Annotated in this window: 23 protein-coding genes; 12 read left to right on the top strand and 11 right to left on the bottom strand. The window is 65.1% G+C overall.

All coding sequences use genetic code 11. The features are described from left to right. Positions 1–3 precede the first annotated feature (3 nt). Both BCR55_RS08290 and BCR55_RS08295 read right to left on the bottom strand, forming a co-directional pair. Complete coding sequence (locus tag BCR55_RS08290) at positions 4–492, bottom strand: hypothetical protein (protein WP_059939325.1); 489 nt, start codon at positions 490–492, stop codon at positions 4–6. Between the two features lie 244 nt (positions 493–736). Continuing rightward, a complete protein-coding gene (locus tag BCR55_RS08295) occupies positions 737–1,456 on the bottom strand; it encodes a nitroreductase (RefSeq protein WP_065494928.1) in 720 nt (239 codons plus the stop codon). Positions 1,457–1,683: 227 nt separating this feature from the next. Between BCR55_RS08295 and BCR55_RS08300 the strand changes: the two genes are divergently transcribed. The 11 genes from BCR55_RS08300 to BCR55_RS08350 all read left to right on the top strand — a co-directional run bounded on the left by BCR55_RS08300 (position 1,684) and on the right by BCR55_RS08350 (position 14,669). Further along, positions 1,684–2,664 (top strand): AAA family ATPase, encoded by a 981-nt coding sequence (locus BCR55_RS08300; RefSeq protein ID WP_006402726.1) that lies wholly within the window; start codon positions 1,684–1,686, stop codon positions 2,662–2,664. A gap of 141 nt (positions 2,665–2,805) precedes the next feature. Continuing rightward, entirely contained in the window at positions 2,806–3,915 is a 1,110-nt protein-coding gene (locus BCR55_RS08305; protein WP_065494432.1) for an NAD(P)/FAD-dependent oxidoreductase, read from the top strand. Positions 3,916–4,085: 170 nt separating this feature from the next. Then, the gene (locus BCR55_RS08310; RefSeq protein WP_006402728.1) at positions 4,086–4,397 is read left to right on the top strand and encodes a high-potential iron-sulfur protein; all 312 of its coding nucleotides are present in this window, start codon (positions 4,086–4,088) and stop codon (positions 4,395–4,397) included. Between the two features lie 189 nt (positions 4,398–4,586). Continuing rightward, the gene (locus BCR55_RS08315; protein WP_006408783.1) at positions 4,587–5,894 is read left to right on the top strand and encodes an MFS transporter; all 1,308 of its coding nucleotides are present in this window, start codon (positions 4,587–4,589) and stop codon (positions 5,892–5,894) included. A 340-nt stretch (positions 5,895–6,234) separates the two neighbouring features. Next, the gene (locus tag BCR55_RS08320; RefSeq protein WP_053297790.1) at positions 6,235–7,863 is read left to right on the top strand and encodes an ABC transporter substrate-binding protein; all 1,629 of its coding nucleotides are present in this window, start codon (positions 6,235–6,237) and stop codon (positions 7,861–7,863) included. Positions 7,864–7,975: 112 nt separating this feature from the next. Continuing rightward, on the top strand, positions 7,976–8,986 hold the full coding sequence (locus tag BCR55_RS08325; RefSeq protein WP_035952688.1) for an ABC transporter permease subunit: 1,011 nt from the start codon (positions 7,976–7,978) through the stop codon (positions 8,984–8,986). A gap of 3 nt (positions 8,987–8,989) precedes the next feature. Continuing rightward, on the top strand, positions 8,990–9,907 hold the full coding sequence (locus tag BCR55_RS08330; RefSeq protein ID WP_006408053.1) for an ABC transporter permease subunit: 918 nt from the start codon (positions 8,990–8,992) through the stop codon (positions 9,905–9,907). A gap of 1 nt (position 9,908) precedes the next feature. Then, the gene (locus BCR55_RS08335; protein ID WP_065494433.1) at positions 9,909–10,907 is read left to right on the top strand and encodes an ABC transporter ATP-binding protein; all 999 of its coding nucleotides are present in this window, start codon (positions 9,909–9,911) and stop codon (positions 10,905–10,907) included. After that, positions 10,904–11,920, top strand: a complete 1,017-nt coding sequence (locus BCR55_RS08340) for a peptide ABC transporter ATP-binding protein (RefSeq protein ID WP_006408052.1) — start codon at positions 10,904–10,906, stop codon at positions 11,918–11,920. The genes BCR55_RS08335 and BCR55_RS08340 overlap by 4 nt, the downstream gene beginning before the upstream one ends. After that, complete coding sequence (locus BCR55_RS08345; RefSeq protein ID WP_035488790.1) at positions 11,913–13,061, top strand: TraB/GumN family protein; 1,149 nt, start codon at positions 11,913–11,915, stop codon at positions 13,059–13,061. The genes BCR55_RS08340 and BCR55_RS08345 overlap by 8 nt, the downstream gene beginning before the upstream one ends. 822 nt (positions 13,062–13,883) lie before the next feature. Continuing rightward, the gene (locus BCR55_RS08350; protein ID WP_226823100.1) at positions 13,884–14,669 is read left to right on the top strand and encodes a response regulator transcription factor; all 786 of its coding nucleotides are present in this window, start codon (positions 13,884–13,886) and stop codon (positions 14,667–14,669) included. 62 nt (positions 14,670–14,731) lie between these two features. Here the strand turns inward: BCR55_RS08350 and BCR55_RS08355 are convergent, their stop codons facing one another. The 8 genes from BCR55_RS08355 to pxpB form a co-directional block, all read right to left on the bottom strand. Then, positions 14,732–16,171: a TolC family protein gene (locus BCR55_RS08355; RefSeq protein WP_065494434.1), complete on the bottom strand. Its 1,440-nt coding sequence runs from the start codon at positions 16,169–16,171 to the stop codon at positions 14,732–14,734. Further along, positions 16,168–18,333, bottom strand: coding sequence for a peptidase domain-containing ABC transporter (locus tag BCR55_RS08360; RefSeq protein WP_065494435.1), 2,166 nt, complete (start codon positions 18,331–18,333; stop codon positions 16,168–16,170). Before BCR55_RS08360 ends, BCR55_RS08355 begins: the two co-directional genes overlap by 4 nt. Before the next feature lie 13 nt (positions 18,334–18,346). Next, positions 18,347–19,615: an HlyD family secretion protein gene (locus BCR55_RS08365; protein WP_006408046.1), complete on the bottom strand. Its 1,269-nt coding sequence runs from the start codon at positions 19,613–19,615 to the stop codon at positions 18,347–18,349. 462 nt (positions 19,616–20,077) lie between these two features. Then, positions 20,078–20,344, bottom strand: coding sequence for a hypothetical protein (locus BCR55_RS08370; protein WP_048995242.1), 267 nt, complete (start codon positions 20,342–20,344; stop codon positions 20,078–20,080). Between the two features lie 83 nt (positions 20,345–20,427). Beyond that, complete coding sequence (locus tag BCR55_RS08375; protein ID WP_006402740.1) at positions 20,428–20,622, bottom strand: hypothetical protein; 195 nt, start codon at positions 20,620–20,622, stop codon at positions 20,428–20,430. Positions 20,623–20,932: 310 nt separating this feature from the next. After that, complete coding sequence (gene pxpA, locus BCR55_RS08380; RefSeq protein WP_065494436.1) at positions 20,933–21,697, bottom strand: 5-oxoprolinase subunit PxpA; 765 nt, start codon at positions 21,695–21,697, stop codon at positions 20,933–20,935. Between the two features lie 60 nt (positions 21,698–21,757). Beyond that, positions 21,758–22,825, bottom strand: a complete 1,068-nt coding sequence (locus tag BCR55_RS08385; protein ID WP_065494437.1) for a biotin-dependent carboxyltransferase family protein — start codon at positions 22,823–22,825, stop codon at positions 21,758–21,760. Next, complete coding sequence (gene pxpB, locus BCR55_RS08390; protein WP_006409605.1) at positions 22,822–23,478, bottom strand: 5-oxoprolinase subunit PxpB; 657 nt, start codon at positions 23,476–23,478, stop codon at positions 22,822–22,824. Before pxpB ends, BCR55_RS08385 begins: the two co-directional genes overlap by 4 nt. A gap of 148 nt (positions 23,479–23,626) precedes the next feature. Between pxpB and BCR55_RS08395 the strand changes: the two genes are divergently transcribed. Beyond that, positions 23,627–24,139, top strand: coding sequence for a winged helix DNA-binding protein (locus tag BCR55_RS08395; RefSeq protein WP_006408041.1), 513 nt, complete (start codon positions 23,627–23,629; stop codon positions 24,137–24,139). A 56-nt stretch (positions 24,140–24,195) separates the two neighbouring features. On the opposite strand, the gene BCR55_RS08400 is transcribed toward BCR55_RS08395, so the two are convergent. After that, complete coding sequence (locus tag BCR55_RS08400) at positions 24,196–24,804, bottom strand: 5-formyltetrahydrofolate cyclo-ligase (protein ID WP_044582484.1); 609 nt, start codon at positions 24,802–24,804, stop codon at positions 24,196–24,198. Between the last annotated feature and the right edge of the window lie 2 nt (positions 24,805–24,806).

The following is a 24,806-nucleotide window of genomic DNA, read 5'->3' on the forward strand; positions in this document are numbered from 1 at the left end:
CGATCAGTCCTTCGCGACGTGCGCGCGCACGCGGTAGACGAGATGCGGATGCTGCTCGACGAGCGTCCAGTCGGTCCACGCGTCGGCGCCGACCGACAAGCCCGGATGGCTCGCGACGATCTGGCGCGGCGACGCCGGCATGCACGGATCGCTCTGCCGTGCGCTTTCGTCGTCGAGCGTTTCCTGCACGTCGAGCGCGAGCGAGACGGTGCCGGCCGCGGTATCGACGCCGAGCGGCGCGACCGTGACGGCGCGCGAACGCTCGGTCGGCACGACGCGCGCGGCATTGCCGCAGCCGACCGGCACGGCGGACGGATAGCGATGGGTGTCGGTGCGCGTTTGACCCACGGTGGTCTGCTGCTGGAACGTGTCGATCGTCTGACCGTCGCGCACGACCTCGATCTCCCACGCAACGACGGCCGGTGCGGGGCTCTGCGCATGGGCCGCGAGCGCGACGCTCGCGAGCAGGACGGCCAGGCCGTGTTTCAGCATGAAGCTTCTCCGGAAACGCGGGGTAGTGGGGAACGGACGCTCATCTTACGCCCGATCGATTTCGGCAGCGTTGTCGCCGCACGCGGCGGCGAGCGGTGCGGAGCACGACGCGGTCCCGCTACGGTCCCGCTTTGGCTCGGGTACGGTCGCGCTGCGGTTCCGCTGCCGGCCGTGCGCCGGCGCGACACATCGGCGTGCCGGCGACGGACGGATGCTGTGAAAAGTAGGTACGCGTCACGCGTTTTCAAGCGAAAAAACGCGCGAACTCGGCGACGCTCGCACGCTCGGTGACGAGGCGGTTCTCGACCGCATGCGGATCGGCGTAGCCGAGCGACATCCCGCAGACGAGCTGTTCGTTGTCCGGGATGTCGAGGTGTTCGGCGACGATCCGGTGAAACGGCACGAACGCGGCCTGCGGGCACGTATCGAGCCCGCGCGCACGCGCGGCCGTCATCACGCCTTGCAGAAACATCCCGCAGTCGAGCCATGCGCCGTGCGTCATGATCCGGTCGAGCGTGAAGAACAGCGCGACCGGTGCATCGAAGAAGCGGAAATTGCGCGCGTGCTGCGCATGCATGCGCGCTTTCTCGTCGCGACCGATGTTCAACAGGCCGTACAGATCCCAGCCGACCTTGCGGCGCCGGTCGATATACGGCGAGACCCATTCGCGCGGGTAGTAGTCGTATTCGGGGACGTATTTTTCGTCGCGCGCGGGATCGTCGTATGCGGCGGTGAGCGCGGCCGCGAGCGCATCGCGCGTCGCGCCCGTCGCGACGTACACGTGCCACGGCTGGATGTTCGTGCCGGACGGCGCGCGGCTCGCGGCTTCGAGGATCGCCTCGAGCGTCGCGCGCGGCACCGGCGTCGGCACGAATGCGCGCACCGAGCGGCGCGACGTCAGTGCGGCGTCGACGGCGCGGATCGCGTCGGGATCGACGTTCGAAGGAGCGGCGGGGACGGACATCGGCATACCCTGGGGACGAAAGCGGACGCGGTACGCGGTGCGCCGCCGGCCATGCGCGGCGACCTGTGAACTGACGATGATACGCCGCGCGGCGCGGGCCTGCAGCGCGCGGCCGGTGTTAGCAGCAGCCTCGCGCGGCTGCTTGCTTGCACGCGCGACGCGCGCCGCTACACTGAAAATCGTAAGGGTCTGATGATCGTGTGACAGCAAGCAGCGGTGAGGTTGGTATGACGACGGCGATGGTGAAACAGGAACTGGCGGTGGCGTCTTTCAGCACGGTGTACGACCTCGAGCAGGTCGAGACGGCACTGAACGATTTGAACGAAAGCGCGAGCGATGCGTTGCGCGCGACCTACGAGCGGATGCTGAAGACCGGCAATCTGCGTTTCTGCGTGAAGCCGAACCGGATGCCGTCGTTCGACGCGCTCGGCGAAGCGCTGCCCAATTTCGCCGAACCGCTCGACGACGTGCGCAAGCAGGTCGCGCTCTGCCTCGAAACCGACGATCGGCTCGAACTGATGCCGATCCTGCTGCTCGGCCCGCCGGGGATCGGCAAGACGCATTTCGCGAAGGCGCTCGCGCAGATGCTCGGCACCGCGTATCACTACGTGCCGATGAGTTCGCTGACGGCCGGCTGGATCCTGTCGGGCGCATCGTCGCAATGGAAGAACGCGAAGCCCGGCAAGGTGTTCGACGCGCTCGTGAACGGCAGCTATGCGAACCCCGTGATCGCCGTCGACGAAATCGACAAGGCGGGCGCCGATGCGCAATACGATCCGCTCGGCGCACTCTACGCGCTGCTCGAGCACGACACGGCGCGCGCCTTCGTCGACGAATTCGCCGAAGTGCCGATCGATGCGGGCAACGTGATCTGGATCGCGACCGCGAACGACGCGCACGCGATTCCGGAGCCGCTGCTGAACCGCATGAACGTCTACGAGATCGCGCCGCCCGATGCGGCCGGCGCGCGCCGCATTGCGCAGACGATCTACGACGAGATCCGCATGTCGCACGCGTGGGGCCGGCGCTTCCCGGAAACGCTCGGCGATGCCGCGCTCGACGTGCTGGCCGCGACGCCGCCGCGCACGATGCGCCGCGCACTGCTGCACGCGTTCGGCGCCGCGCGGCTCGACGGGCGCGACGCGATCGAGCCGCGCGACATCCGCGCGGACGAAGGCTCGGCTCGGCGCAGGCCGATCGGGTTCTGAGCGGCGCGCGACGGGCGCGCGCCGCGCCGCGTGTGCGATGCGTAACAGTCGTGACGAGACGTACATCGCGATCGGCAGGCGGGCGAACCGGGACGTACAATTCCGCTGTCTCCCCTCTACGCGCGAGCGACGCGACAAGTCATGGAGCAGATGGATTGTGTAGTGATCGGCGCGGGCGTCGTGGGTCTGGCGATCGCGCGGGAGCTGGCCGCGCGCGGACGAGAGACGCTCGCGCTCGAGGCGGCCGACGCGATCGGCACCGGCACGAGCTCGCGCAACAGCGAGGTGATCCATGCGGGGCTCTACTATCCGCGCGGATCGCTGAAGGCGCTGTCGTGCGTGCGCGGGCGCGACCTGCTGTACGAATTCTGCGACACGCATCACGTGCCGCACCGGCGCGTCGGCAAGCTGCTCGTCGCGACGACCGCCTCGCAGGTGAAGCAGCTGAAGGCGATCGCCGCACGTGCGGAAGAGAACGGCGTGCTCGATCTGCTGCCGCTCACGCGCGCCGAAGCGCAGGCGCTCGAGCCCGCGCTCGAATGCGTGGAGGCGCTGTTCTCGCCGTCCACCGGCATCGTCGACAGCCATCAGCTGATGCTCGCGCTGCTCGGCGACGCGCAGCGCGACGGCGCCGTATGCGCGCTGAAGTCGCCGGTCGAATCGATCGACGTGCTGCGCGGCGGGCGTTTCGTCGTGCGTACCGGCGGCGACGCGCCGACCGAGATCGAAGCCGCGTGCGTGATCAATAGCGCGGGCCTCGGCGCGCAGGCGCTCGCGCGCCGCACGCGCGGCCTCGATCCGCGCTGGGTGCCGCCGCTCTATCTCGCGCGCGGCAACTACTTCAGCTTGTCCGGTCGCGCGCCGTTCTCGCATCTCGTCTATCCGATGCCGGACCGCGCGGGGCTCGGCATTCACCTGACGTTCGATCTTGCCGGGCAGGCGCGCTTCGGTCCGGACGTCGAATGGATCGACGCGCTGCGCTACGAAGTCGATCCGGCGCGCGCGGACGCGTTCTACGCATCGATCCGCGCGTACTGGCCCGAGCTGCCCGACGGCGCGCTGCAGCCCGCCTACGCGGGCATCCGGCCGAAGGTCGCGGGGCCCGGCGAGCCGCCCGCCGACTTCATCGTGCAGGGCGCCGCGCAGCACGGCGTGCGCGGGCTCGTGAATCTGTTCGGCATCGAATCGCCGGGGCTTACCGCGTCGCTCGCGCTCGCGCAGCGCGTGGGCGAGATGGCCGCATACGGCTAGAGCGCGCTCGCGCGACGCGGCGCGAACGGCGGCCGGCGCGCATCGCAGGCGCGCCGTGTGAAATTCGTTATTTCCGGCATTTCGGGACGCACGTTTCGGCGCTTGGCGGTTATGCTGTAGCGGCTGTCGCCAGAACAGCTTTCAAACCGATAACGTTGGAGCGAGTCCCCATGAAAACATCCCGTCGGAGTTTCCTGATTTCGAGCGTCGGCGTCGTGTCCGCGCTGGCGCTGTCGCGCGAAGCGCTGGCCGATGCGCCGATGCTGTCGGAAAGCGACCCGACTGCGCAGGCGCTCGGCTACAAGGCCGACGCGACGAAGGTCGACAAGGCGAAGTATCCGAAATATGCAGCGGGCCAGGATTGCGCGGCCTGCATGCTGTACCAGGGCAAGAAGGGCTCGACGTCGGGTCCGTGCGCGGCGTTCGGCGGCAAGCAGGTCGCGGCGAAGGGCTGGTGCAGCGCGTTCTCGAAGATGGGCTGAGGCCCGGCGGCATCGTGCGATGCCGCGATATGTGGTGAAAACCGCACAACGCCCGCGATCCTGCGATCGCGGGCGTTTTTATTGCTTGAAAACGGTTCCGGTGCTTTCTACACTCGCTGCACATCGATGCGCGGGGCAACGCGCACGCCGCGCCGTCCGCGACGGCGAACTCTCCACGACGAGGCACGCATGGCGACGATTGCGAATTCAACGAAACCGGTCCGCCCCGAGCGTGCGCTGAACCGGCGTGCGGTGGCCGCTGCGGTGATCGGCAACGCGCTCGAGTGGTACGACTTCACGGTGTTCAGCTTCATGGCCGTCGTGATCGCCGAGCTGTTCTTTCCGACCTCGAGCGAATACGGGTCGCTGCTGCTGACCACCGCCACGTTCGGCGTCGCGTTCTTCATGCGTCCGATCGGCGGGATCGTGCTCGGCCTGTATGCGGACCGCGCGGGCCGCAAGGCCGCGCTGTCGCTCGTGATCCTGCTGATGACGGCCGGCATCTTCCTGCTCGCGGTCGCGCCGCCGTATGCGGCGATCGGCATCGGCGGCCCGTTGCTGATCGTGTTCGGCCGGCTGCTGCAGGGCTTCTCCGCGGGCGGCGAATTCGGCAGCGCGACCGCGCTCCTGATCGAGGCCGCGCCGTTTTCGAAGCGCGGCTTCTACGGCAGCTGGCAGATGTCGAGCCAGGCCGCCGCGCTGCTGATCGGCGCGGTCGTCGGCGCCGCCGTCACGCGCGGCCTGTCGCCCGAAGCGCTGCGCGCGTGGGGCTGGCGCGTGCCGTTCATCATCGGGCTGATGATCGGCCCGATCGGTTTCTACATCCGCCGCCATCTCGCCGATTCGGAAGCATTCCTGCACGCGCAGCAGAGCGCGCGCCGCGCGACGCTCGGCGAAGTGTTCGCGCGCCACTCGCGCGAAGTGCTCTGCGGGCTCGGCTCGGTGATCGCGCTGACCGTGACGATCTACGTGCTGATCAGCTATCTGCCGACCTTCGCGGTCAAGCAGCTGAAGCTGCCCTACGCGGAATCGTTCTACGCGGTGATCGCAGGCAATCTGCTGCTGACCGTGCTGTCGCCGCTCGCCGGCGCATGGTCGGACCGCATCGGCCGCAAGGGGCTATCGCTCTGGTCGCTGGTGCTGACGCTCGCGCTGATCTATCCGCTGTTCGCATGGCTCGACGCCGCGCCGAGCATCGGCCGGCTGATCGCGGTGCAGGTCGTGCTGTCGATCACGCTTGCCGGCTACTACGGGCCGTTCGGCGCGATGATCGCCGAACTGTTTCCGGCCAACGTGCGCTCGACCGGACTGTCGATCGCCTACAACGTCGCGGTGATGCTGTTCGGCGGCTTCGGCCAGTTCATCGTCACGTGGCTGATCAAGGTGACGGGCACGCCGCTCGCGCCGACGTACTATGTGATGGCGGGGCTCGCGCTGTCGATCGTCGCGGTCGCGTTCGTCCCCGCACGCAGCGCGGACCTCGACGCGCCCGCATGAAGCGCACGCGCGCCGGCCGTTGCGGCGCGTGCAACGCAGCGCGCGAAATACGCGAAAACGCCGCAAAAGCGCGGTAAAGGCGCACCGTGTGGCCATGCGCTGCACGTCTGCTTCGGCGTCCCTCCTGTTTAGTTGCCGACGGAAACACGCGTGCGATGCGCGGAACCGTCGCTCGCGCACGCGTTGACAGCTTTCGATTGCGCAAACATCGGCAAAAACCCGCGCAAATGCGTGTAGAGAGGTTTTTTCTCCGGCTTGTTGCAAAATCGCTTGCTCAAGTAATATCCGCGTACGCCGGCCCCGGGAGGGACCGGTTCCGATCTGGAGACCTGGAGGAAACATGGAACACAACCGTCTGTTGCACACCCTGCGTGTTACCGCCATTGCAGGCGTGGCAGCGGCATCGCTCGGCGTCGCGGGCTCTGCATTCGCACAGATCCCGAACAAGACGCTCGTCTACTGCTCAGAAGGCAGCCCGGCGGGCTTCGATTCCGCGCAATACACGACCGGCGTCGATTTCACGGCCGCCACGTTCACCGTCTACAACCGCCTCGTCGAATTCGTGCGCGGCGGCACGAAGGTCGAGCCCGGCCTCGCCGAGAAGTGGGACGTGTCGTCCGACGGCAAGGTCTATACGTTCCACCTGCGCCACGGCGTGAAGTTCCACACGACCGACTTCTTCAAGCCGACGCGCGAATTCAACGCGGACGACGTCGTGTTCACGTTCGAGCGCATGCTCGATCCGAACAACGCGTTCCGCAAGGCGTATCCGGTGTCGTTCCCGTACTTCACCGACATGGGCCTCGACAAGCTGATCACGAAGGTCGAGAAGGTCGATCCGTACACGGTGAAGTTCACGCTTGCCGAACCGAACGCGCCGTTCATCCAGAACATGGCGATGGAATTCGCGTCGATCCTGTCGGCCGAATACGCGGATCAGCTGATGAAGGCCGGCAAGGCCGCCGACATCAACCAGAAGCCGGTCGGCACGGGCCCGTTCATCTTCCGCAGCTACACGAAGGACGCGACGATCCGCTTCGACGGCAATCCGGATTACTGGAAGAAGGGCGAAGTGAAGCTGTCGAAGCTGATCTTCTCGATCACGCCCGATCCGGGCGTGCGCGTGCAGAAGATCAAGCGCAACGAATGCCAGGTGATGAGCTATCCGCGTCCGGCGGACATCGCGACGCTGAAGGCCGACTCGAACATCGACATGCCGTCGCAGCCGGGCTTCAACCTCGGCTACCTCGCGTACAACGTCGAGCACAAGCCGGTCGACAAGCTCGAGGTGCGTCAGGCGCTCGACATGGCGATCAACAAGAAGGCGATTCTCGAATCGGTCTATCAGGGTGCGGGCCAGGCCGCGAATGCGCCGATGCCGCCGACGCAGTGGTCCTACGACAAGAACCTGAAGATGGCCGCCTACGACACCGCCAAGGCGAAGGCGCTGCTCGCGAAGGCCGGTTATCCGAACGGTTTCGAGATCACGCTGTGGGCGATGCCGGTGCAGCGCGCGTACAACCCGAACGCACGTCTGATGGCCGAGATGATCCAGGCCGACTGGGCGAAGATCGGCGTGAAGGCGAAGATCGTCACGTACGAGTGGGGCGAGTACATCAAGCGCGCGCACGGCGGCGAGCAGGACACGATGCTGATCGGCTGGACCGGCGACAACGGCGACCCCGACAACTGGCTCGGCACGCTGCTCGGCTGCGAGGCGATCAAGGGCAACAACTTCTCGCACTGGTGCTACAAGCCGTTCGACGACCTGATCCAGAAGGGCCGCACGACGACGGGCCAGGACGCGCGCACGAAGCTCTACACGCAGGCGCAGCAGATCTTCGCGCAGCAGCTGCCGTTCTCGCCGATCGCGAACTCGACGGTGTACCAGCCGGTGCGCAAGAACGTGGTCGACATGCGCATCGAGCCGCTCGGCTACGCACGCTTCGATGGTGTGAGCGTGAAGTAACGCAGCAGGCGTAAGCTGTCACGAAGACCGAGACCTACCCATCCGGCGGCGGGGGGCCACGAGCTCCCCGTCGCCGGTCGCACATTTCCCACAAGAAAAGACGAGACGCATCATGCTCCGATTCGTGTTGCGCCGCGTGGGCATGGTGATTCCGACCTTCATCGGCATCACCATCCTCGCGTTCGCGCTGATTCACCTGATACCGGGCGACCCCATCGAAGTGATGATGGGCGAGCGCGGCGTCGACCCCGCGATGCACGCGGAGGCGATGAAACGCCTCGGGCTCGACCAGCCGCTGCCCGTGCAATATTTCCACTACATCGGCCGGGCGCTGCACGGCGACCTCGGCACGTCGATCGTCACGAACACGAGCGTCGCCGGCGAGTTCTTCGCGCGCTTTCCGGCGACGGTCGAACTGTCGCTGTGCGCGCTCGTGTTCGCGCTCGTCGTCGGGCTGCCGGCCGGCGTGATCGCCGCGCTGCGGCGCGGCTCGGTCGTCGATCACGGCGTGATGGGCACCGCGCTGACCGGCTATTCGATGCCGATCTTCTGGTGGGGGTTGATCCTCATCATGGTGTTTTCGTCGTATCTCGGCTGGACGCCCGTGTCGGGCCGCATCGCGGTCGAATACGACTTCCCGCATCCGACCGGCTTCATGCTGATCGACGCGCTGCTCGCGCCGGACGAAGGGTCGTTCAAGTCGGCGGTCAGCCACCTGATCCTGCCCGCGATCGTGCTCGGCACGATTCCGCTCGCCGTGATCGCGCGGATGACGCGCTCGTCGATGCTCGAAGTGCTGCGCGAGGACTACATCCGCACCGCGCGCGCGAAGGGGCTGTCGCCGGCGCGCGTGGTCGTCGTGCATGCGCTGCGCAATGCGCTGATTCCGGTCGTCACCGTGATCGGCCTGCAGATCGGCACGCTGCTTGCGGGCGCGGTGCTGACCGAGACGCTGTTTTCGTGGCCCGGCGTCGGCAAGTGGCTGATCGATGCGATCGGCCGTCGCGACTATCCGGTCGTCCAGGGCGGCATTCTGCTGATCGCGACGCTCGTGATCGTCGTGAACCTGATCGTCGACCTGCTGTACGGCGTGCTGAATCCGCGCATCCGCCACACGAGGTAATCCATGAGCAATCTGCAAAACACCCTGCCGAGCGAATCCGCGCCGGCCGGCGGCCGTGCGCTCGCGCTGCGCGAGTTCTGGGCCAACTTCTCGCGCAACCGCGGCGCCGTCGGCGCCGGCATCGTCGTGCTGGTGTTGATCGCGGTCGCGATCTTCGCGCCGCTGATCGCGCCGCACAGCCCGGTCGAGCAATACCGCGACTACGTGAAGATTCCGCCCGCGTGGCTCGACGGCGGCAACTGGCAATTCATCCTCGGCACCGACGAAGCGGGCCGCGACATTCTTTCGCGCCTGATGTTCGGCGCACGCATGTCGTTCTGGATCGGCTTCGTGTCGGTCGTGCTCGCGCTGATCCCCGGCATCGTGCTCGGCCTCGTGGCCGCGTTTTTCCAGAAGTGGGCCGACACGGCCGTGATGCGCATCATGGACGTGCTGCTCGCGCTGCCGTCGCTGCTGCTCGCGGTCGCGGTCGTCGCGATCATCGGGCCGGGGCTCACGAACACGATGTTCGCGATCGCGATCGTCGCGCTGCCCGCCTACGTGCGTCTCACGCGCGCGTCCGCGCTCGGCGAGCTGCAGAAGGAATACGTGACCGCCTCGCGCGTGGCCGGCGCCGGCACGCTGCGCCTGATGTTCTCGCAGGTGCTGCCGAACTGCACGGCGCCGCTGATCGTGCAGGCGACGCTCGGCTTCTCGTCGGCGATTCTCGATGCGGCCGCGCTCGGCTTCCTCGGCCTCGGCGTGCAGCCGCCGACCGCCGAGTGGGGCGCGATGCTCGCCTCGGCGCGCGACTACATCGACAACGCATGGTGGATCGTCACGATGCCGGGCCTGTCGATCCTGATTTCGGTGCTCGCGATCAACCTGCTCGGGGACGGGCTGCGCGACGCGCTCGATCCCAAACTGAAACGGATGGCGTGACATGACTTCGAATCTACTGACCATCCGCAATCTCGCGGTGAACTTCAACGGCCTGCCCGCGGTCGACCGGATCAACCTGTCGATCGCGCCGGGCGAGGTGGTGGGCGTCGTCGGCGAATCGGGCTCCGGCAAGAGCGTGACGATGATGGCGCTGATGGGGCTGATCGATGCGCCGGGCAAGATCACGGCCGACGAGATCACGTTCGACGGCGTGGATCTGCTGAAGGCGTCGCCGAAGGTGCGGCGCAGGATCGTCGGCAAGGACGTCGCGATGGTGTTCCAGGACGCGCTGACGAGCCTGAACCCGAGCTATACGGTCGGCTACCAGATCAAGGAGGTGCTGAAGCTGCACGAAGGGCTGCGCGGCGACGCGCTGCACCGGCGCGCGCTCGAGCTGCTCGACCAGGTCGGTATTCCCGACGCGAAGAACCGGATCGGCGCGTTTCCGCACCAGATGTCGGGCGGGATGAACCAGCGCGTGATGATCGCGATGGCCGTCGCATGCAACCCGAAGCTCCTGATCGCCGACGAGCCGACCACCGCGCTCGACGTGACGATCCAGGCGCAGATCATGGATCTCCTCGTCAAGCTGCAGAAGGAGCGCGGGATGGCGCTCGTGCTGATCTCGCACGACCTGGCCGTGGTGTCGGAGGTCGCGCAGCGCGTCGCCGTGATGTACGCGGGCGAGATCATCGAGACCAACCGCGTGCCCGACATCTTCCGCGCGCCGCATCATCCGTACACCGAAGCGCTGCTCGCGGCGATTCCCGAGCACAATAAGGGGGCGCGTCGCCTTGCCGCATTGCCGGGCATGGTGCCGGGCCGCGATGATCGCCCGTCCGGGTGCCTGTTCGCGCCGCGCTGCAAGTACGTCGTCGACGATTGCCGCAAGGCGCGCCCGGCGCTCGATACGCTGGTGCCCGGCAACGATGCAATGCGCGCGCGCTGCATCAAGCCGCTGAACCTGTCCCATGTCGACCTGAACGGAGGCGCACGATGAATGCTGTCAACGAAACGCGCCGCGTCGAGCACGACGAGGACGACGTGCTGGTGGCCGACCAGCTCGCGAAGCACTACACGGTGCGGCGCGGGATGTTCGGGCAGGGCACGGTGAAGGCGCTGAACGGCGTGTCGTTCGCGCTGAAGCGCGGCCGCACGCTCGCGGTGGTCGGCGAGTCGGGCTGCGGGAAATCGACGCTCGCGCGCCAGCTCACGATGATCGAAACGCCGACGTCCGGCCGTCTCTCGATCGACGGCCAGAACGTGGCCGGCGCGAGCCGCGACACGATCGCCGAGCTGCGCCGCCGCGTGCAGATGGTGTTCCAGAATCCGTTCGCGTCGCTGAATCCGCGCAAGACCGTCGAGCAGACGCTCGCCGAGCCGCTCGAGATCAACACGAAGCTGACCGCGGTCGAACGCGCGCAGCGCATCGCGCAGATCATGCGCACGGTCGGGCTGCGGCCCGAGCACGCGAAGCGCTATCCGCACATGTTCTCCGGCGGGCAGCGCCAGCGTGTCGCGATCGCGCGCGCGATGATCCTCGAGCCGCGGATCGTCGTCGCCGACGAGCCGGTGTCCGCGCTCGACGTGTCGATCCAGGCGCAGATCCTGAACCTGTTCATGGATCTGCAGGAGCAGTTCAAGACGAGCTACGTGTTCATCTCGCACAACCTCGCGGTGGTCGAGCACGTCGCCGACGACGTGATGGTGATGTACTTCGGCAGCGTCGCCGAGCTCGGCGACAAGGCGACGATCTACGCACGGCCGCGCCATCCGTATACGCGCGCGCTGATGTCGGCGACGCCGGCGATCTTCGAGGAAGACCGCCGCGTGCAGATCAAGCTGCAGGGCGAGCTGCCGTCGCCGCTCAATCCGCCGTCGGGCTGCGCGTTTCACCAGCGCTGCCCGTATGCGATCGAGCGGTGCCGTGTCGAGGAACCGCAGCTGCGCGACGTCGACGGACGCCGCGTGGCCTGCCATCGCGCCGAGGAGGTGGGGGAGGCGAATGCCTGAACGGTTGGCGGCGCGCGCGTCGAGCGCGCGCCGTTCGGGAGCGGGCAGCGCGCGCATGCTGCGCGCCTGCCGCAGCGCGCGGCGCTGGAGCGTGCGCACCGTGACGGGCGCTGCGCTGGCCGGTGCATGCCTTGCGGCTGGCATCGGCGTGCCGGTCGACGTGGCGCGCGCCGAAGGGCGAGCGCCCGCCACGTCGCCGATCCATCCGTCACAGGTGCCGCCGCCCGGCGTGAGCCTGCCGGGCTTTCACGTGCCGCCGTCCGAGTCGAACGGCACCGTCGCGCGCGGCGCGGTGCGCGTGCAGCCCGCGCGCATGCCGTTCTACGTCGCGACCAAGGGCCGCGTCACGCTCTACGTGCTCGGCACGCTGCATACGGGCGACCCGTCCGACTATCCGAGCGCGCAGCCGTTCCGGCCGCGCATCCTCGCCGCGCTCGCCGCGTCGCCGACGCTCGCGCTCGAGCTGTCGCCCGACGATCTGCTCGAATCGCAGGACGACGTCGCGAAGTACGGCGTCTGCCGTTACGCCTGCCTGCCCCGGCTGCTGCCCGAGCCGCTGTGGCAGCGGCTCGCGGCGCGTCTGCACGGCAATCCGGCTGCGCTCGCGGAAATCCGCAAGATGCGGCCGTGGCTCGCGTCGCTCGTCGTCGAGACCTACGATTCGCTGTCGGCCGGCCTGCAGACCGAGTACGGCACCGAGGCGCAATTACAGAACGTATTCCTGAAGAAGAAGGGCGGCCGCGTGATCGGGCTCGAGACGCTGGCCGAGCAGATGCGCGCGTTCACCGGCCTGACGCTCGCCGAGCAGCGCGAAATGCTCGCGCAGGACATGGTGCAGACGCCCGCGCAGAACGCCGACGACGTGAAGACGCTGCACCGACTGTGGCGAATTGGCGACGCCGATGCGATCGCCGCATGGGCGGTCGCGAAGAGCGAACGGCTGGCGCGATCGAAGGCGTTGTCGGCGTCGATCGACAACAAGATCCTGTACGAACGCAATCGGCGCTTCGTTGCACGGATGACGGCAATTGCGGCGCCGAACCGCCCGCTGTTCGTCGCGATTGGCGCGCTGCACCTGGGCGGCCCGCGCGGCGTGCTCGAATTGTTGCGTCGACAAGGTTACAGCGTCGACGCGAACTGAAGGCGCCCGACGCGCCGCTTCGATCCATCCCCGTTTGATTGCCTGCGCATCGACGGCACGCGACGTGTGCGGCGCGCGGCGCACCGATCAGGAAAACCCTCGATTCGTCGGAAAATAGCGTTTAAAACGATTGACATCCGGTTCGGCCAATCTCTATTCTTCGCATCACAAGTTGAAAAAATGAAAAGAACAGATAAGTACAGGTAAGTTCTACGGGGTAGCAAAAAAAGCGCGGGGTGAGCGCAGCCGGCACGTCGTCAGCGTGCCGGCCACGGCGTGGCTGCATGCACGGCGGGGCCATCATCGTCGGATAACAAATGCATGCGGACCGACTTGCGAAAAGCAGCGTTCCGTCGTCCGACCGGGGAATGCAGTATCGGGCGGCGGCGGACGTTTTTTCATCCGGAGCAGCTTTCCGGTCGCTGCCGACAGACGGTTTGGTGGACGTATCGACAGACGGCGAAGCCGCGGCGAATACGTCGACAGAAAAGCGCTACGAGGGCGCTTTTTTCTTTTGTGCGGCGCCCGATCGACAGCGCCGTCGCGTTTGTCCTGCGTCACCGGGACCTCTCCTTTCACCGACAAAATGCCGCTCGAGCCGCGCCGCGCAACACGACGTTGCGAGCCGCAGGTCAGTTTGCGGTTTGTAATAGTTTTTGGCGCTAGCCATCGTCGCGGGTCGACCGATGCCCGTCTGGGTTTGCGGCGATTCCTGTTGCGTCTCTTTCCGTCGTGTCCTGCGACATGCCGGCCGCGGACTTTCCCCGTCAAGCCTCCAGACGATGCGTAGCCCGATAGTCGAATCTTTTCTTCGATTCGGTCGTGGCGACCGTGCGCTGGCCGGTCGTTGTTTTGAGATGGTTGTCGTGGCAGGGTTGGGACGATGTGCCCGCCATCCAGGAAAACGCCAGAACCATGGATAAGGAATCGATGAACGACCGGTATCGGACGCGACCTATTCTGCTGATCGAATCGCAGCCGATCGTCGCGCATGCAATGGAGCTCGCGTTCGCGATGATCGACGAGCGGGTGAAATTGACCGTTTGTCATTGTGCGGAAAGCGCCATGAATTCGGTTCGGGATACGTGCAGATGGTTTCGCATCTTTGTCGATCTCGATGTTCGTGGCGGTCACGGCCTGTCGCTTGTCCATCAGTGTTGCGAGAGGGGAGCGGCGAATCGATGCGTGGCGGTCACGTCGGTTCATCGCCCATTCTGGATCAGGGAGGCCAAGCGGATGGGGATGGCGGGCTGCATCGACAAGATGGCGTCGGTCGACGAGTTCACCGCAGCGTTGCGCTCCGTGCTCGACGGCCGCCGATGCTTTCCCGATCCGGGATCAGAGTGCGACCCGCTGCAGCGTCTGACGAATCGCCAGCGCGACGTGTTGTCGCTGCTGTGCGTCGGCTATCCGACGAAGGTCATCGCGTCGACGCTGAGGCTTGCGGAGGGAACCGTCGACAATCATATCGGCAACGTATTGCGCGTCTTGAACGCCCATAACCGGGCGCATGCCATCTACAAGGCCGTGGCGCTGGGTTATCTGCCGAACGTTCCTCAGGAGCCTGGAGTGGCGCGGGTGGCCGTAAGGGAGCCAAAGCGTATTTGATCGTGGTCGTCGGAGCGGATGTTTCCGCAAATCGGTGACAGCGGATTGCCAACGCGAGGAAGTCAATCGTATCGGCCGATCCAATCGGGCCTCGATAATCGCAGATTGCCGAGGCTGGTCGCGAGCCTCAGTCGCGACATTCTCCATTTCGATACGGCCTGCACACGTTGCCGTTCTGCATCGGCCCGGGCTGCCTGAGCATTGAGCAATTCGGTAAATGTGCCTACACCTTCTTTGTAGCGTCCGCGCGCAATATCGAGCGAGCGATCGGCGTCCTCGAGCAGGTCTCTTGAGTTTGTCAGGTTGGCCGCGTCGGCTTGCAGGCCGTGATAGCTCTTCCAGACTTCCGCCGATATCAGCAGCTCGGTGTTACGCAACTCTGCCTCCCGCTCGTCCGCTCGGGCCCGAGCATGTGCAACGCGATAGCGGGAGCCGAAGCCATCGATCAGCGGAATCGTCAACTGAATGCCAATCGTACTGCTGCCGTTGGGGGAAACGGGTGCTTCTCCCGAGCGCTGTCCGAAGGACTTGTTGCGCGTTCGTTTGCCGGCCAACGACAGCGTAGGGCGGCCTTCAGCATGAGCGGCGTCGACGTCCGCCCGGGCCGCATCGAGTATTGCGCGTGCAGCTACCAGTGCGGGATGACGGGTTTTTGCCTCGTCGATCAACGAGTCGATGCCTGCGGTCACGGCGCGTTCGTCCGGTATCGTGTCTGCAGTCGAAATCCTGATCGGTACGTTGGGGCCAAGGCCCATCGCAACCGACAGCAGGCCTGCAGCCGTGCGCGCATCGCCTTCGGCTGTGACGCGGTCCAGCACGGCCCGACGATAGCTCGTGATCGCTTGCAATTGGTCGCTTAAGGTTCCGGCGCCCGCTTCATGTTTTGCGCGTGCGATCGCTACGCTTTCCACCGCCACGTCTTCGGTCAACTGCGCAGCACGAACGGCAGCCTGTGAATCACGCACCGCGTAAAAAGCGCGAGCGGCATCGAAAAAGATCGTCTGAAGCGTCTCGTCGTGGTTTGCATGGGCGGCAGCGAGCAGCGCGCGTGTTTGTCGTACGTTCGCGCCGCGCCGACCGAAATCGAAAAGCAGCCAGGTCAGCTCCAGTGAGCCATCGCTTGCCGACATCGTCTGAGAACGGTCAACTGAGCCGAGACCATATGCACTGTAGTCATGTCGTGTCGAAACCGTATCGCGCTGAATTCCGGCTCTCGCGCTGAGCGACGGTAGATACGCACTCCTGGCCGATCCGACTGCAGAAATACGTGCTTGTATGGCCGCCCACGTCTGGCGCGCGCGAGGATGCATGCAGATGGCTCGAAGAATCACATCTTCCAGTTCGAACGGCGCGTCGATCTCGGCAGTCGGGCATGCGGCAGCTTCGATAATCGAAAACGCCGGGGTGCCGATGCGACCTGCGAGCATGTCGATTGGGGCGGCCAGGGCGGTCAGAGGAAATGCGGAAATGGCAATGAGCAGGGCGGACGCGCAACGTTTCATCGGGCGGAGCGTTCCTTGGACGCCGATACCGGGTTAGCAAACGGCGAAGTCGGCCGATTGAACGCGACCTTGCCGCCATTCAGAACGATCACGCGTGACGCGGATGCGATCGTTTCCGGGCGATGCGCGACGATGACGCGGGTTATCTGTAATGTGCTGACGGCTGCATTGACCTGGTGTTCGCGTTGCAGGTCGAGATGGCTTGTGGCCTCGTCGAGCACGAGGATCTTCGGGCGTTTGTAGAGTGCGCGCGCGAGCAGAATCCGTTGCTTCTGTCCACCCGACAGCACGGTTCCCATGTCGCCGACAAGCGTGTTGTATCCCATCGGCATCGTCACGATATCGTCGTGCACCGCAGCGATTGATGCGCATTCGGCGATCCAGTCTGCATCCGGGCTGGCATCGAAGAAGCTGATGTTGTCTGCGATGGACCCCGCGAACAGGACGTCGTCCTGCATTACGGTTCCGACGAGCGTCCTCAGTTGATCAAGTCCGATACGGTCTAGATCAATTCCGCCGATCCGCACCGTGCCGCGGACCGGTTCGAGAATGCCGAGCAGTATGTTAACGAGAGTCGTCTTGCCGCACCCGGACGGGCCGACGAGCGCAACCGATTCACCGGCGTGGATTTTCAACGAGAGGCCGTCGAGCACGGCCGGTTCTCCGTCTGCGTAAGAGAACGTCAGATTGTCGACCTCGATGCTCGCGGCAAGCTGTTCCGTTTCTCCAGGCACGAGACGCTGCGTCATGTTGGGCTCGGCAGCTTCGAGCACGATATCGGAAAGCCGCTCGCCCTGAAGTTGCAACATTTTCACTTCGAAGAACTTGTCGATCAGACTGCCGACCCGGCTATCGAACTGGCCTTTGTACGCATTGAACGCCATCAGCACGCCGACCGTGAACTGACCGTCCATCACCATCGTCGCGCCGAGCCAGATAATCAGCAGGCCCTGGATACCGAAGAGCAGCGCGTTGAGCTGCTGGTACAGCAACTGGAGTTTTTGCCCGCGCAAACCCGAATTCACCTGATTGACCAGCAGCGTCAACCAGGTGGCGCGGCGCTCGCTTTGCCGGTTGAACAACTTGATGGTCTTCACGCCTCTGACTGTCTCCAGAAAATGGCTGTGTTGCTTGGCGCCATGCACGATTTCGTCTTCGGTCGCTTGTCGAAGCGGGTGATACCAGAGCCAGCGCAGCAGGAGGTATATCAGCATCGTGCCGAGTGCGACGAGCGCCAGTGCACGGCTGTACAGAAACATCATGAGCAATGTCGCGATCGTCATCAGACCGTCGATGATTGCGCTCAGGAACGATGTGGTGAGCGTTTTCTGGATCGTGTCGATGGTTCCGAATCGAGAAACGATGTCTCCCAGATGGCGTCGCTCGAAGTAGCGGACCGGGAGGCTGAGCAAATGAGCAAACAGGTTCGCGCGCCACTGCACGTTCAATGTCGTGCTGAAGTACATCAGTATCCAGACCCGCACCGCATGCGTGCCTTGCTGCATGAGCAAGAGTAGTCCGAAGCCGAGCACGAGCACGGTGAGCAGGTCGCGGTCCGTGCTGACGATGACTTCGTCTATGACCCACTGCAGGAAAAGAGGCGATGTCAGCGCGAAGATCTCGAGGGCCAGTGCCAGCAGCAGGACTTGGCCCAGAGAGCGGCCGAGCCCTGAAATCGGACCGATCAGCGCACGCAACCTGATTGGCGGAGCAGGATCGACACGCTTGAATCGATTTGTCGGCCACAGTTCGAGCGCGACGCCGGTAAAGGCTCGCGATACCTCGTCGAGCGACAGTGTGCGACGGCCGTGAGCGGGATCATGAATCGTGGCGAACTTGGCTCCGACGGACTGCAATACGACGAAGTGGTTGAAGTTCCAGTGCAGGATGCAAGGCACTCGCAGTTGGGCAAGTTGCTCCAGTTCGAGCTTGAGTGCGCGGGTGCCGAACGCGAGGTGATCGGCGATCTCCATGAGCCGCGCGAGACCGACTCCTTTCAGTGAGATGCCGAATTGGCGACGCAGCGCCGCGAGGTCGACATGATGGCCGTGATGTCCGGCTACCATCGCAAGACAGGCCAGCCCGCATTCTGTTGCTTCAGTTTGCAGGACGATCGGAAGCTTCCGACGGAGAGGGAGGGAGAGGCGGTCGATAAGCGACATGGACGATGAGATGTCAGAGTTTGCCGGTCATGCTGTAGAGCGGTTCGAGCACCCATTCGTACAGCCGGCGCCGTTCCCGAAAGACATCCGCGTGAAGCGACATGCCGGCTTGAAGCTTTTGCGATGCGCCGTACGCGGTGACATCCTGCTCTTTCAACGCAACGGTGACGCGGTAAAAGCTGCCCATGATCTCGGGCGGTGCGCCGCTGTTCGAGAGTTCGGCTGCAGACAGCGCGGAGCGCGCAATCGACACGACCTTTGCCGCGTATTGCCCGAATTTCTGGTATGGATACGCTTGATAGCGAATCAAGACGGAATCGTCGGTCCGGATGAATCCAATTGCTTCGCTCGGTACGAAAAGATGGGCCTGCCAATGGGCGCCGTCTGGCACGATACTGGCGAGTGGACGCGAGCCATCGGCTGTCTGTCCGGGCTCCGTCAGGACAGCCGCCACGGTTCCCGATTCTGGAGCGGTCACGATGAATTCGCGCTGCGCCTCGCTCTCGATCACTGTCTGATCGACGTCGATGACACTGCGTCTCATTTGCGACACCTGGTTCTGGTGCTTCGGTCCCAGTCCGGACAGTTCATTGATTGCATCGTTGAGCGCCAGGGCGGATGCGGCGCGTTCACGCTTCAGACCCTGCAACCTCGATTGCTGATCGAACAGGTCGGCGTGACGTTGCTGCGCCTCGTCCTTCGAGATGAAATCATTTGCAAGCAGTCGGTCGTAGCGTAGCGTCGCATCGACCGCAAGGTGGGTGCGACGCTCCTGGCTCGCAAGCTGCACGTCGATGCGTCCGAGTTCGGCGCGTAGATTGGCGATCCGCGCGTGCAGCCTGTCCAGTTCGCTTCGGTGCAGGATGCGCACCTTGTCTATCTCATGCTGCAGGGCGATTTTGCGTTGGTGTGCGCTCGCGATGAGCGCCGCGTGGGTTTGACCGTTGGCCGCGCTGTGCAACTCGCGCGAGACGACGAACATAGAGTGCCCTTTCTCGACATGTTGCCCTTCGGTGACGTGTCGGACCAGGACGATGCCCGGCTGGGGGGCGTAAATCTTGACCAACCCGGTATTCGGTACGACGACGCCGGCCACCGTTGTCCGCCGTGTGTAGCTGCCAAACACGAACAGCAGGATGACGCCGAGCGCGATGCAGATCGCAACGGCAGTTGCCGTCGCGAACGAGACGGGGCCTGCGAGGACGATCGAACCGAAGACCGGTGTGCGTTGTGCGTCCTGCGCTTCCTTGCGAAAAAGAGGGGAGCGTGATCCAGGCATCATGCTGATTTTGCGTGTGTCAGCTTCGGTCGAAAGCGTCAATGCAACGACCGGAAAATCGAAGCGCGCGGTAAATCACAGGCGAAATGCCGATCGTTGTGCGCGACTCGATCTCAATGAGCGCGCGTCGCTTGTTCTCCGTGAATTGCGCCGGCCATACTGCCGGATCGGACGATCTTGCATGAAAATAAAATATCGAAGGAGGTGACATGTGCATGGCGGTGTCGGTAGGATTAATGAGCCCCAGTTCGTGTATTTTCATTTCTTGTGCGAATTAATGGTTTGGATTCCTTGGTCGGAGTTTTGGTAAATGTATTTTGTTGAAGGTTTTTGCGAATTCTATTCCATCTCGAAAATAAGAGTTTGCTCGCGATTTTTTGTTCAAGCGAGCGGTGAGGTCGTGAAGTAAGGTTTAAGTACGGTTTCCGTCGTGGCCATGGGCGGAGACCGAGTGGAGCGAGCGTTCTACTGCTGCTTCCGTCGGCTTCCATATATCTCGAGCACGAACGCATACAGCAGGAAAGCGACAGTGCCCGCCAGCCATTTGAATGGCGACCACGTGTCAAGCGCATATAGCAAGAGCGCGTATCCCGCTGCGAATACGAGCCCTCTGGCTGTGCCGCCCACCAGGACGCCAACGCATCGGTTTTTTGCACGGCTGGCAAGCGGCCCCAGGAAGATGCCATAACGAGAAAACTGCCGTGCCGCCTCAGCAATGTCTTTCATTTTCATTGATTAACCAAAAAAGAAGGGCTGATTCTAGCGAGTGGGTGGCCGAGTCCGACGCTCAGTGAGCGTGAGCGCCGGATCCGTATTTATCGCCAGACGCAATTCCAGCTTTGCGACAGGTAGTTGATGCCTCCGCCAAGAATCGCTCCCGGCCAGTTTCCGCCGAGCGCGCCGAGAGCAATGGCACCGCCCAGTTCGGCGTAATTGATCGGATTCGGGTTGAGTGTGCAGGTAATCGCACCGCTTGCGTGCGAGATTTCCTCTTTGGTCAGGACGCGCATGACTTGATTTTCCTCTCGATTGATTACGGGTGATGAGTCGGCTCGATTGCCGGCCTCGAGAGTGAAGGCTATCAGCGGTTTAATTTCGCGAGAATATGGAATTTCTCACGGTTCTTGTGAAATCGGCGAGAAATATACGACTTATCGGCGGAGGGCGAGTAACGCCGGTCCTTGAAAGCCCGACGCGTTATCGGTTGTTTGGATATGCAGGTCCCGTCGCGGGACGACAGGGACAACGACACTTGTTTGATCGCACGGCCGGAGATCGTCAGCGCTCGCCGCGCTGTGCCGCACTTGTGGAACGACCCCGCTAAACCCCTTCTCCCGCCTGCAACGCCCCCGGCGCCGCCACCGCCACCCCCGCCTTTTCCAGCGCCTCCCGAATCCTTCTCGCGAACGCGAGCGCATGCGGTCCGTCGCCGTGCAGGCAGACCGTCTGCGCATTGAGCGGCACCCATTCGCCGCTCACCGCACGCACCTGCCGGTCGCGCACCATGTCGAGCGTCCGCGCGAGCACCGCGTCTTCGTCGTCGATCAGCGCGCCGGGCTCGCTGCGCGGGACGAGCGAACCGTCCGCGCGATAGCCGCGATCGGCGAAGACCTCTTCGACGGCCGCAAGCCCCGCTTGCCGCGCGGCGGCCACGAACACGCTGTTCGCAAGCCCGAACACCGCGAGCGACGGATCGAAATCGTGGATCGCCGACACGACCGCATCCGCGATCATCGGATCGCGCGCCGCCTGGTTGTACAGCGCGCCGTGCGGCTTCACGTGCGCGATGCGTCCGCCTTCCGCCTGCGCGATCGCGGACAGCGCACCGAGCTGATAGAGCACGCCGGCATAGATGTCGCCGGCCGGCAGCTGCATTTCCTTGCGCCCGAAATTCTCCGGATCGTGAAAGCTCGGATGCGCGCCGATCGCCACGCCTTTCTGCACGGCCCAGCGCACGCAGTCGCGCATCGCATTGGCGCCGCCCGCATGCCAGCCGCATGCGATGTTTGCCGATGTGACGAGGTCGAGCAGCGCCTCGTCCGATCCGCATCCTTCGCCGAGATCGGCATTCAGATCGATTTCCATGATGTTCCTCATCCACTCATTGCGCGGCGCGCCCGGAACGTCGTCGCGTTCCGGACGTCGTCACGCGGCGCGCGACTGCGCGCGGCGGCGCGCCTCCTCGCGCATCTCGATCGCGACGTCGATCTGACGCAGATAGGCGCGTTCCGCGATCAGCGCGGCGCGCGCGGCTTCGGGCGTCGTGCGCACGAAGCGGATCGGCAGGTTCAGCCGCGCCTGCGCGAGCTTCCACAGATCGGCGCGGATCACCGTGCCGATCTTCGGATAGCCGCCGGTGGTCTGCGCGTCGTGCATCAGCACGATCGGCTGACCGTTCGGCGGCACCTGGATCGTGCCGGGCAGCACCGCGTGCGACAACAGTTCGGCCGGCCGCTCGCGCACGAGTTCGACACCCGCGAGGCGATAACCCATCCGGTTGCTGTTCGCGGTGACGAGCCATTCCTCGTCCCAGAACGCCTGCTGCGAATCGGCCGCGAACGACGCGAAGTCGGGGCCCGGCAGCACGCGCACGGGCATCGCCCACGGCGCATGCGCGGGCCGATGGCGGCGCGGCGGCTCGTCGACGCGCACGAACGCACACCAGGCCGGCGCCTTCACGCCGAACTCCGGGGCGTCGGGCGCGAGGCAGCCGATGCCGGCCGGCGGCACGCCCACGGGCAGACGATCGCCGTCGCGCAGCGCGCGACCGCCGAGGCCGCCGAAATGCGAGGCGAGATCGGTGCTACGCGAGCCGAGCACGGGCAGCACGTCGATGCCGCCGGCGATGCACAGATAGCCGCGCATCCCGCGCTTGGCGGCCGGCAGCACGAGCGTCTGTCCGGCTTCGACGGGCAGGCTCCACCACGAATACACGGGCTTGCCGTCGAGCGTCGCGCCGAACTCGGTGCCGGTGATCGCGATGCGCGCCGCGCGCGTGAAGCGGAACACGGCGGGGCCGAACGTGATTTCGACGGCGGCCGCGTCCGGCCGGTTGCCGACGAGCCGGTTGCCGACTTCGAGCGCGAGCCCGTCCAGTGCGCCGCCGAGCGCGACGCCGAGATGGCGCGCGCCGCGCCGGCCGAGATCCTGCACGCTCGACAGCGGGCCGGCGCGCATCACTTCGATGTTGCCCGGTGCGTGGTTCTGGCTCATCGTGCGTCGACTCCGGCAATGACGAATCGCACGCGGTCGCCGGGCAGCAAGAGCGTCGGCGGCTGCCGCGACGGATCGAACAGCGCGAGCGACGTGCGGCCGATCAGCTGCCAGCCGCCGGGCGACGTGGCCGGGTAGATGCCCGTCTGCGCGCCGCCGATGCCGACCGAGCCGGCCGGCACCTCGAGGCGCGGCACGGTGCGGCGCGGCACATGCAGCGCCGGCTCGAGACCGCCGAGATACGCGAAGCCCGGCTGGAAGCCGATGAAGAACACCACGTATTTCCCGGCCGCATGGCGTTCGACGACCTCGTCGGCCGATAGCCCGGTGTGCGCGGCGACGGCCGCCAGGTCGGGACCGGCCGCACCGCCGTACTCGACCGGAATCTCGACCTCGCGCCCGTCCGCGTGCTCGACGTCGGCCGTCTGCCAGGCGTCGCGCAGCAGCGGCGTCAGCGATTCGGCGCTCGCGGCGAGCGCGTCGAACACGATCGTCAGGTTGTTCATGCCGGGCACGACATCGACGACGTCGGGCCACGTGCGCGCGTGCGCGGCAACGGCCCAGACACGGCGCTGGCAGTCGAGCGTGGCGGGCGGCGGCACTTCGCAGACGAGTGCGGTGTCGCCAAGCGGATAGATGCGAGGTTGCGTCATCGGACTGGCACGGTTCGGACGGCAATGTTAACGTACATTCTCGATAAAATATCGATAAGTTACCAATAAGCGTTTTTGCCTAGCGTGTGCGCCAGACCTTCTGGCGTACACTCGGCACACCCTGACAACCCGCTTGCGCCGCCTCTCCATGAAGCGTCATCCGACCAAGATCGTCTCGTCCGAACATCTCGTCTCCGACTCGAGCGCCGAACTGTCGGAACTCGAATATGGGCTGATCATGGCCGGCAACGCATTCAACCGATGGATGGTGCGTTGCATGTCGGCGGCGGGCGCGAAGGACATGACGGCGGTCGAAGTATCGCTGCTGCATCACGTCAGCCATCGCGAACGCAAGAAGAAGCTCGCCGACATCTGCTTCGTGCTCAATATCGAGGATACGCACGTCGCGACCTATGCGCTGAAAAAACTGATCGCGCGCGGCTACGTGCAAAGCGAGAAAAGCGGCAAGGAAGTGTTCTTCTCCGCGACCGACGCGGGGCGCGACTTGTGTCTGAAGTATCGCGAGGTGCGCGAGCACTGTCTGATCGAGACGCTGAAGGACAGCGGCCTCACGAACGAGCAGATCGGCGACGCGGCGCAGCTGCTGCGCCACGCATCGGGCCTGTACGACACGGCCGCGCGCGCGGCGGCATCGCTGTAAACGATTGCGCGCCTCGGCGCGACGGCGGCATGCATGCGGCACGCCGCCGTGCGTCCTCATTCGGCGGACGGATAGAGTTGCGCGTCCGTCACGATCCAGTCCATCGCGAGATCGTGCGCTTCGGCCGGTAGCGCGTCGACGCGGCATGCGTCGTACGCGATGCCGACCGTGACCGGGAGCGACGCGCCCGGCCATGCGGCGAGCGTGCGATCGTAATAGCCGCCGCCGTAGCCGAGCCGGTAGCGCTGCAGATCGAAGCCCACGCACGGAATCAACAGCAGGTCGGGCACGACGACGACACCGGATGCAGGCTCCGGAATGCGGTGATGGCCTTCGCGCATCGGCGTGTGCGCATCCCACGCGTGAAACGCGAGCGGCGTGTGGCGCTCGCCGATCACGGGCAACGCGGCGCGGCGCCCGCTGCCGGCCGCGCACCACGCGAGCACCGCATCGCGCGCATCGAATTCACCGGGAAGCGGCCAGTAGAAGCCGACGGTCACGGGCGCGAGCCGCTCGAGCAACGCACGCAATCGCGCCTCGAGCGAAGCGTTCGCGGCGGGGCGCGACGCGGCGTCGCGGCGTGCGCCGGACAGCGTTTTGCGAAGCGCAACCTTCGGGTTCGGCACAGGGTTGCGTGCTATGCTTTCGCTCAATTCGTGCTCCATTC

This window comes from Burkholderia sp. CCA53 (assembly GCF_001685525.1).
GTDB lineage: Bacteria > Pseudomonadota > Gammaproteobacteria > Burkholderiales > Burkholderiaceae > Burkholderia > Burkholderia multivorans.

Coding starts and splice junctions, on each gene's coding strand:
- BCR55_RS08290 (WP_059939325.1), bottom strand. CDS start 492: ATGCTGAAACACGGCCTGGCCGTCCTGCTCGCGAGCGTCGCGCTCGCG.
- BCR55_RS08295 (WP_065494928.1), bottom strand. CDS start 1,456: ATGTCCGTCCCCGCCGCTCCTTCGAACGTCGATCCCGACGCGATCCGC.
- BCR55_RS08300 (WP_006402726.1), top strand. CDS start 1,684: ATGACGACGGCGATGGTGAAACAGGAACTGGCGGTGGCGTCTTTCAGC.
- BCR55_RS08305 (WP_065494432.1), top strand. CDS start 2,806: ATGGAGCAGATGGATTGTGTAGTGATCGGCGCGGGCGTCGTGGGTCTG.
- BCR55_RS08310 (WP_006402728.1), top strand. CDS start 4,086: ATGAAAACATCCCGTCGGAGTTTCCTGATTTCGAGCGTCGGCGTCGTG.
- BCR55_RS08315 (WP_006408783.1), top strand. CDS start 4,587: ATGGCGACGATTGCGAATTCAACGAAACCGGTCCGCCCCGAGCGTGCG.
- BCR55_RS08320 (WP_053297790.1), top strand. CDS start 6,235: ATGGAACACAACCGTCTGTTGCACACCCTGCGTGTTACCGCCATTGCA.
- BCR55_RS08325 (WP_035952688.1), top strand. CDS start 7,976: ATGCTCCGATTCGTGTTGCGCCGCGTGGGCATGGTGATTCCGACCTTC.
- BCR55_RS08330 (WP_006408053.1), top strand. CDS start 8,990: ATGAGCAATCTGCAAAACACCCTGCCGAGCGAATCCGCGCCGGCCGGC.
- BCR55_RS08335 (WP_065494433.1), top strand. CDS start 9,909: ATGACTTCGAATCTACTGACCATCCGCAATCTCGCGGTGAACTTCAAC.
- BCR55_RS08340 (WP_006408052.1), top strand. CDS start 10,904: ATGAATGCTGTCAACGAAACGCGCCGCGTCGAGCACGACGAGGACGAC.
- BCR55_RS08345 (WP_035488790.1), top strand. CDS start 11,913: ATGCCTGAACGGTTGGCGGCGCGCGCGTCGAGCGCGCGCCGTTCGGGA.
- BCR55_RS08355 (WP_065494434.1), bottom strand. CDS start 16,171: ATGAAACGTTGCGCGTCCGCCCTGCTCATTGCCATTTCCGCATTTCCT.
- BCR55_RS08360 (WP_065494435.1), bottom strand. CDS start 18,333: ATGTCGCTTATCGACCGCCTCTCCCTCCCTCTCCGTCGGAAGCTTCCG.
- BCR55_RS08365 (WP_006408046.1), bottom strand. CDS start 19,615: ATGATGCCTGGATCACGCTCCCCTCTTTTTCGCAAGGAAGCGCAGGAC.
- BCR55_RS08370 (WP_048995242.1), bottom strand. CDS start 20,344: ATGAAAATGAAAGACATTGCTGAGGCGGCACGGCAGTTTTCTCGTTAT.
- BCR55_RS08375 (WP_006402740.1), bottom strand. CDS start 20,622: ATGCGCGTCCTGACCAAAGAGGAAATCTCGCACGCAAGCGGTGCGATT.
- pxpA (WP_065494436.1), bottom strand. CDS start 21,697: ATGGAAATCGATCTGAATGCCGATCTCGGCGAAGGATGCGGATCGGAC.
- BCR55_RS08385 (WP_065494437.1), bottom strand. CDS start 22,825: ATGAGCCAGAACCACGCACCGGGCAACATCGAAGTGATGCGCGCCGGC.
- pxpB (WP_006409605.1), bottom strand. CDS start 23,478: ATGACGCAACCTCGCATCTATCCGCTTGGCGACACCGCACTCGTCTGC.
- BCR55_RS08395 (WP_006408041.1), top strand. CDS start 23,627: ATGAAGCGTCATCCGACCAAGATCGTCTCGTCCGAACATCTCGTCTCC.
- BCR55_RS08400 (WP_044582484.1), bottom strand. CDS start 24,804: ATGGAGCACGAATTGAGCGAAAGCATAGCACGCAACCCTGTGCCGAAC.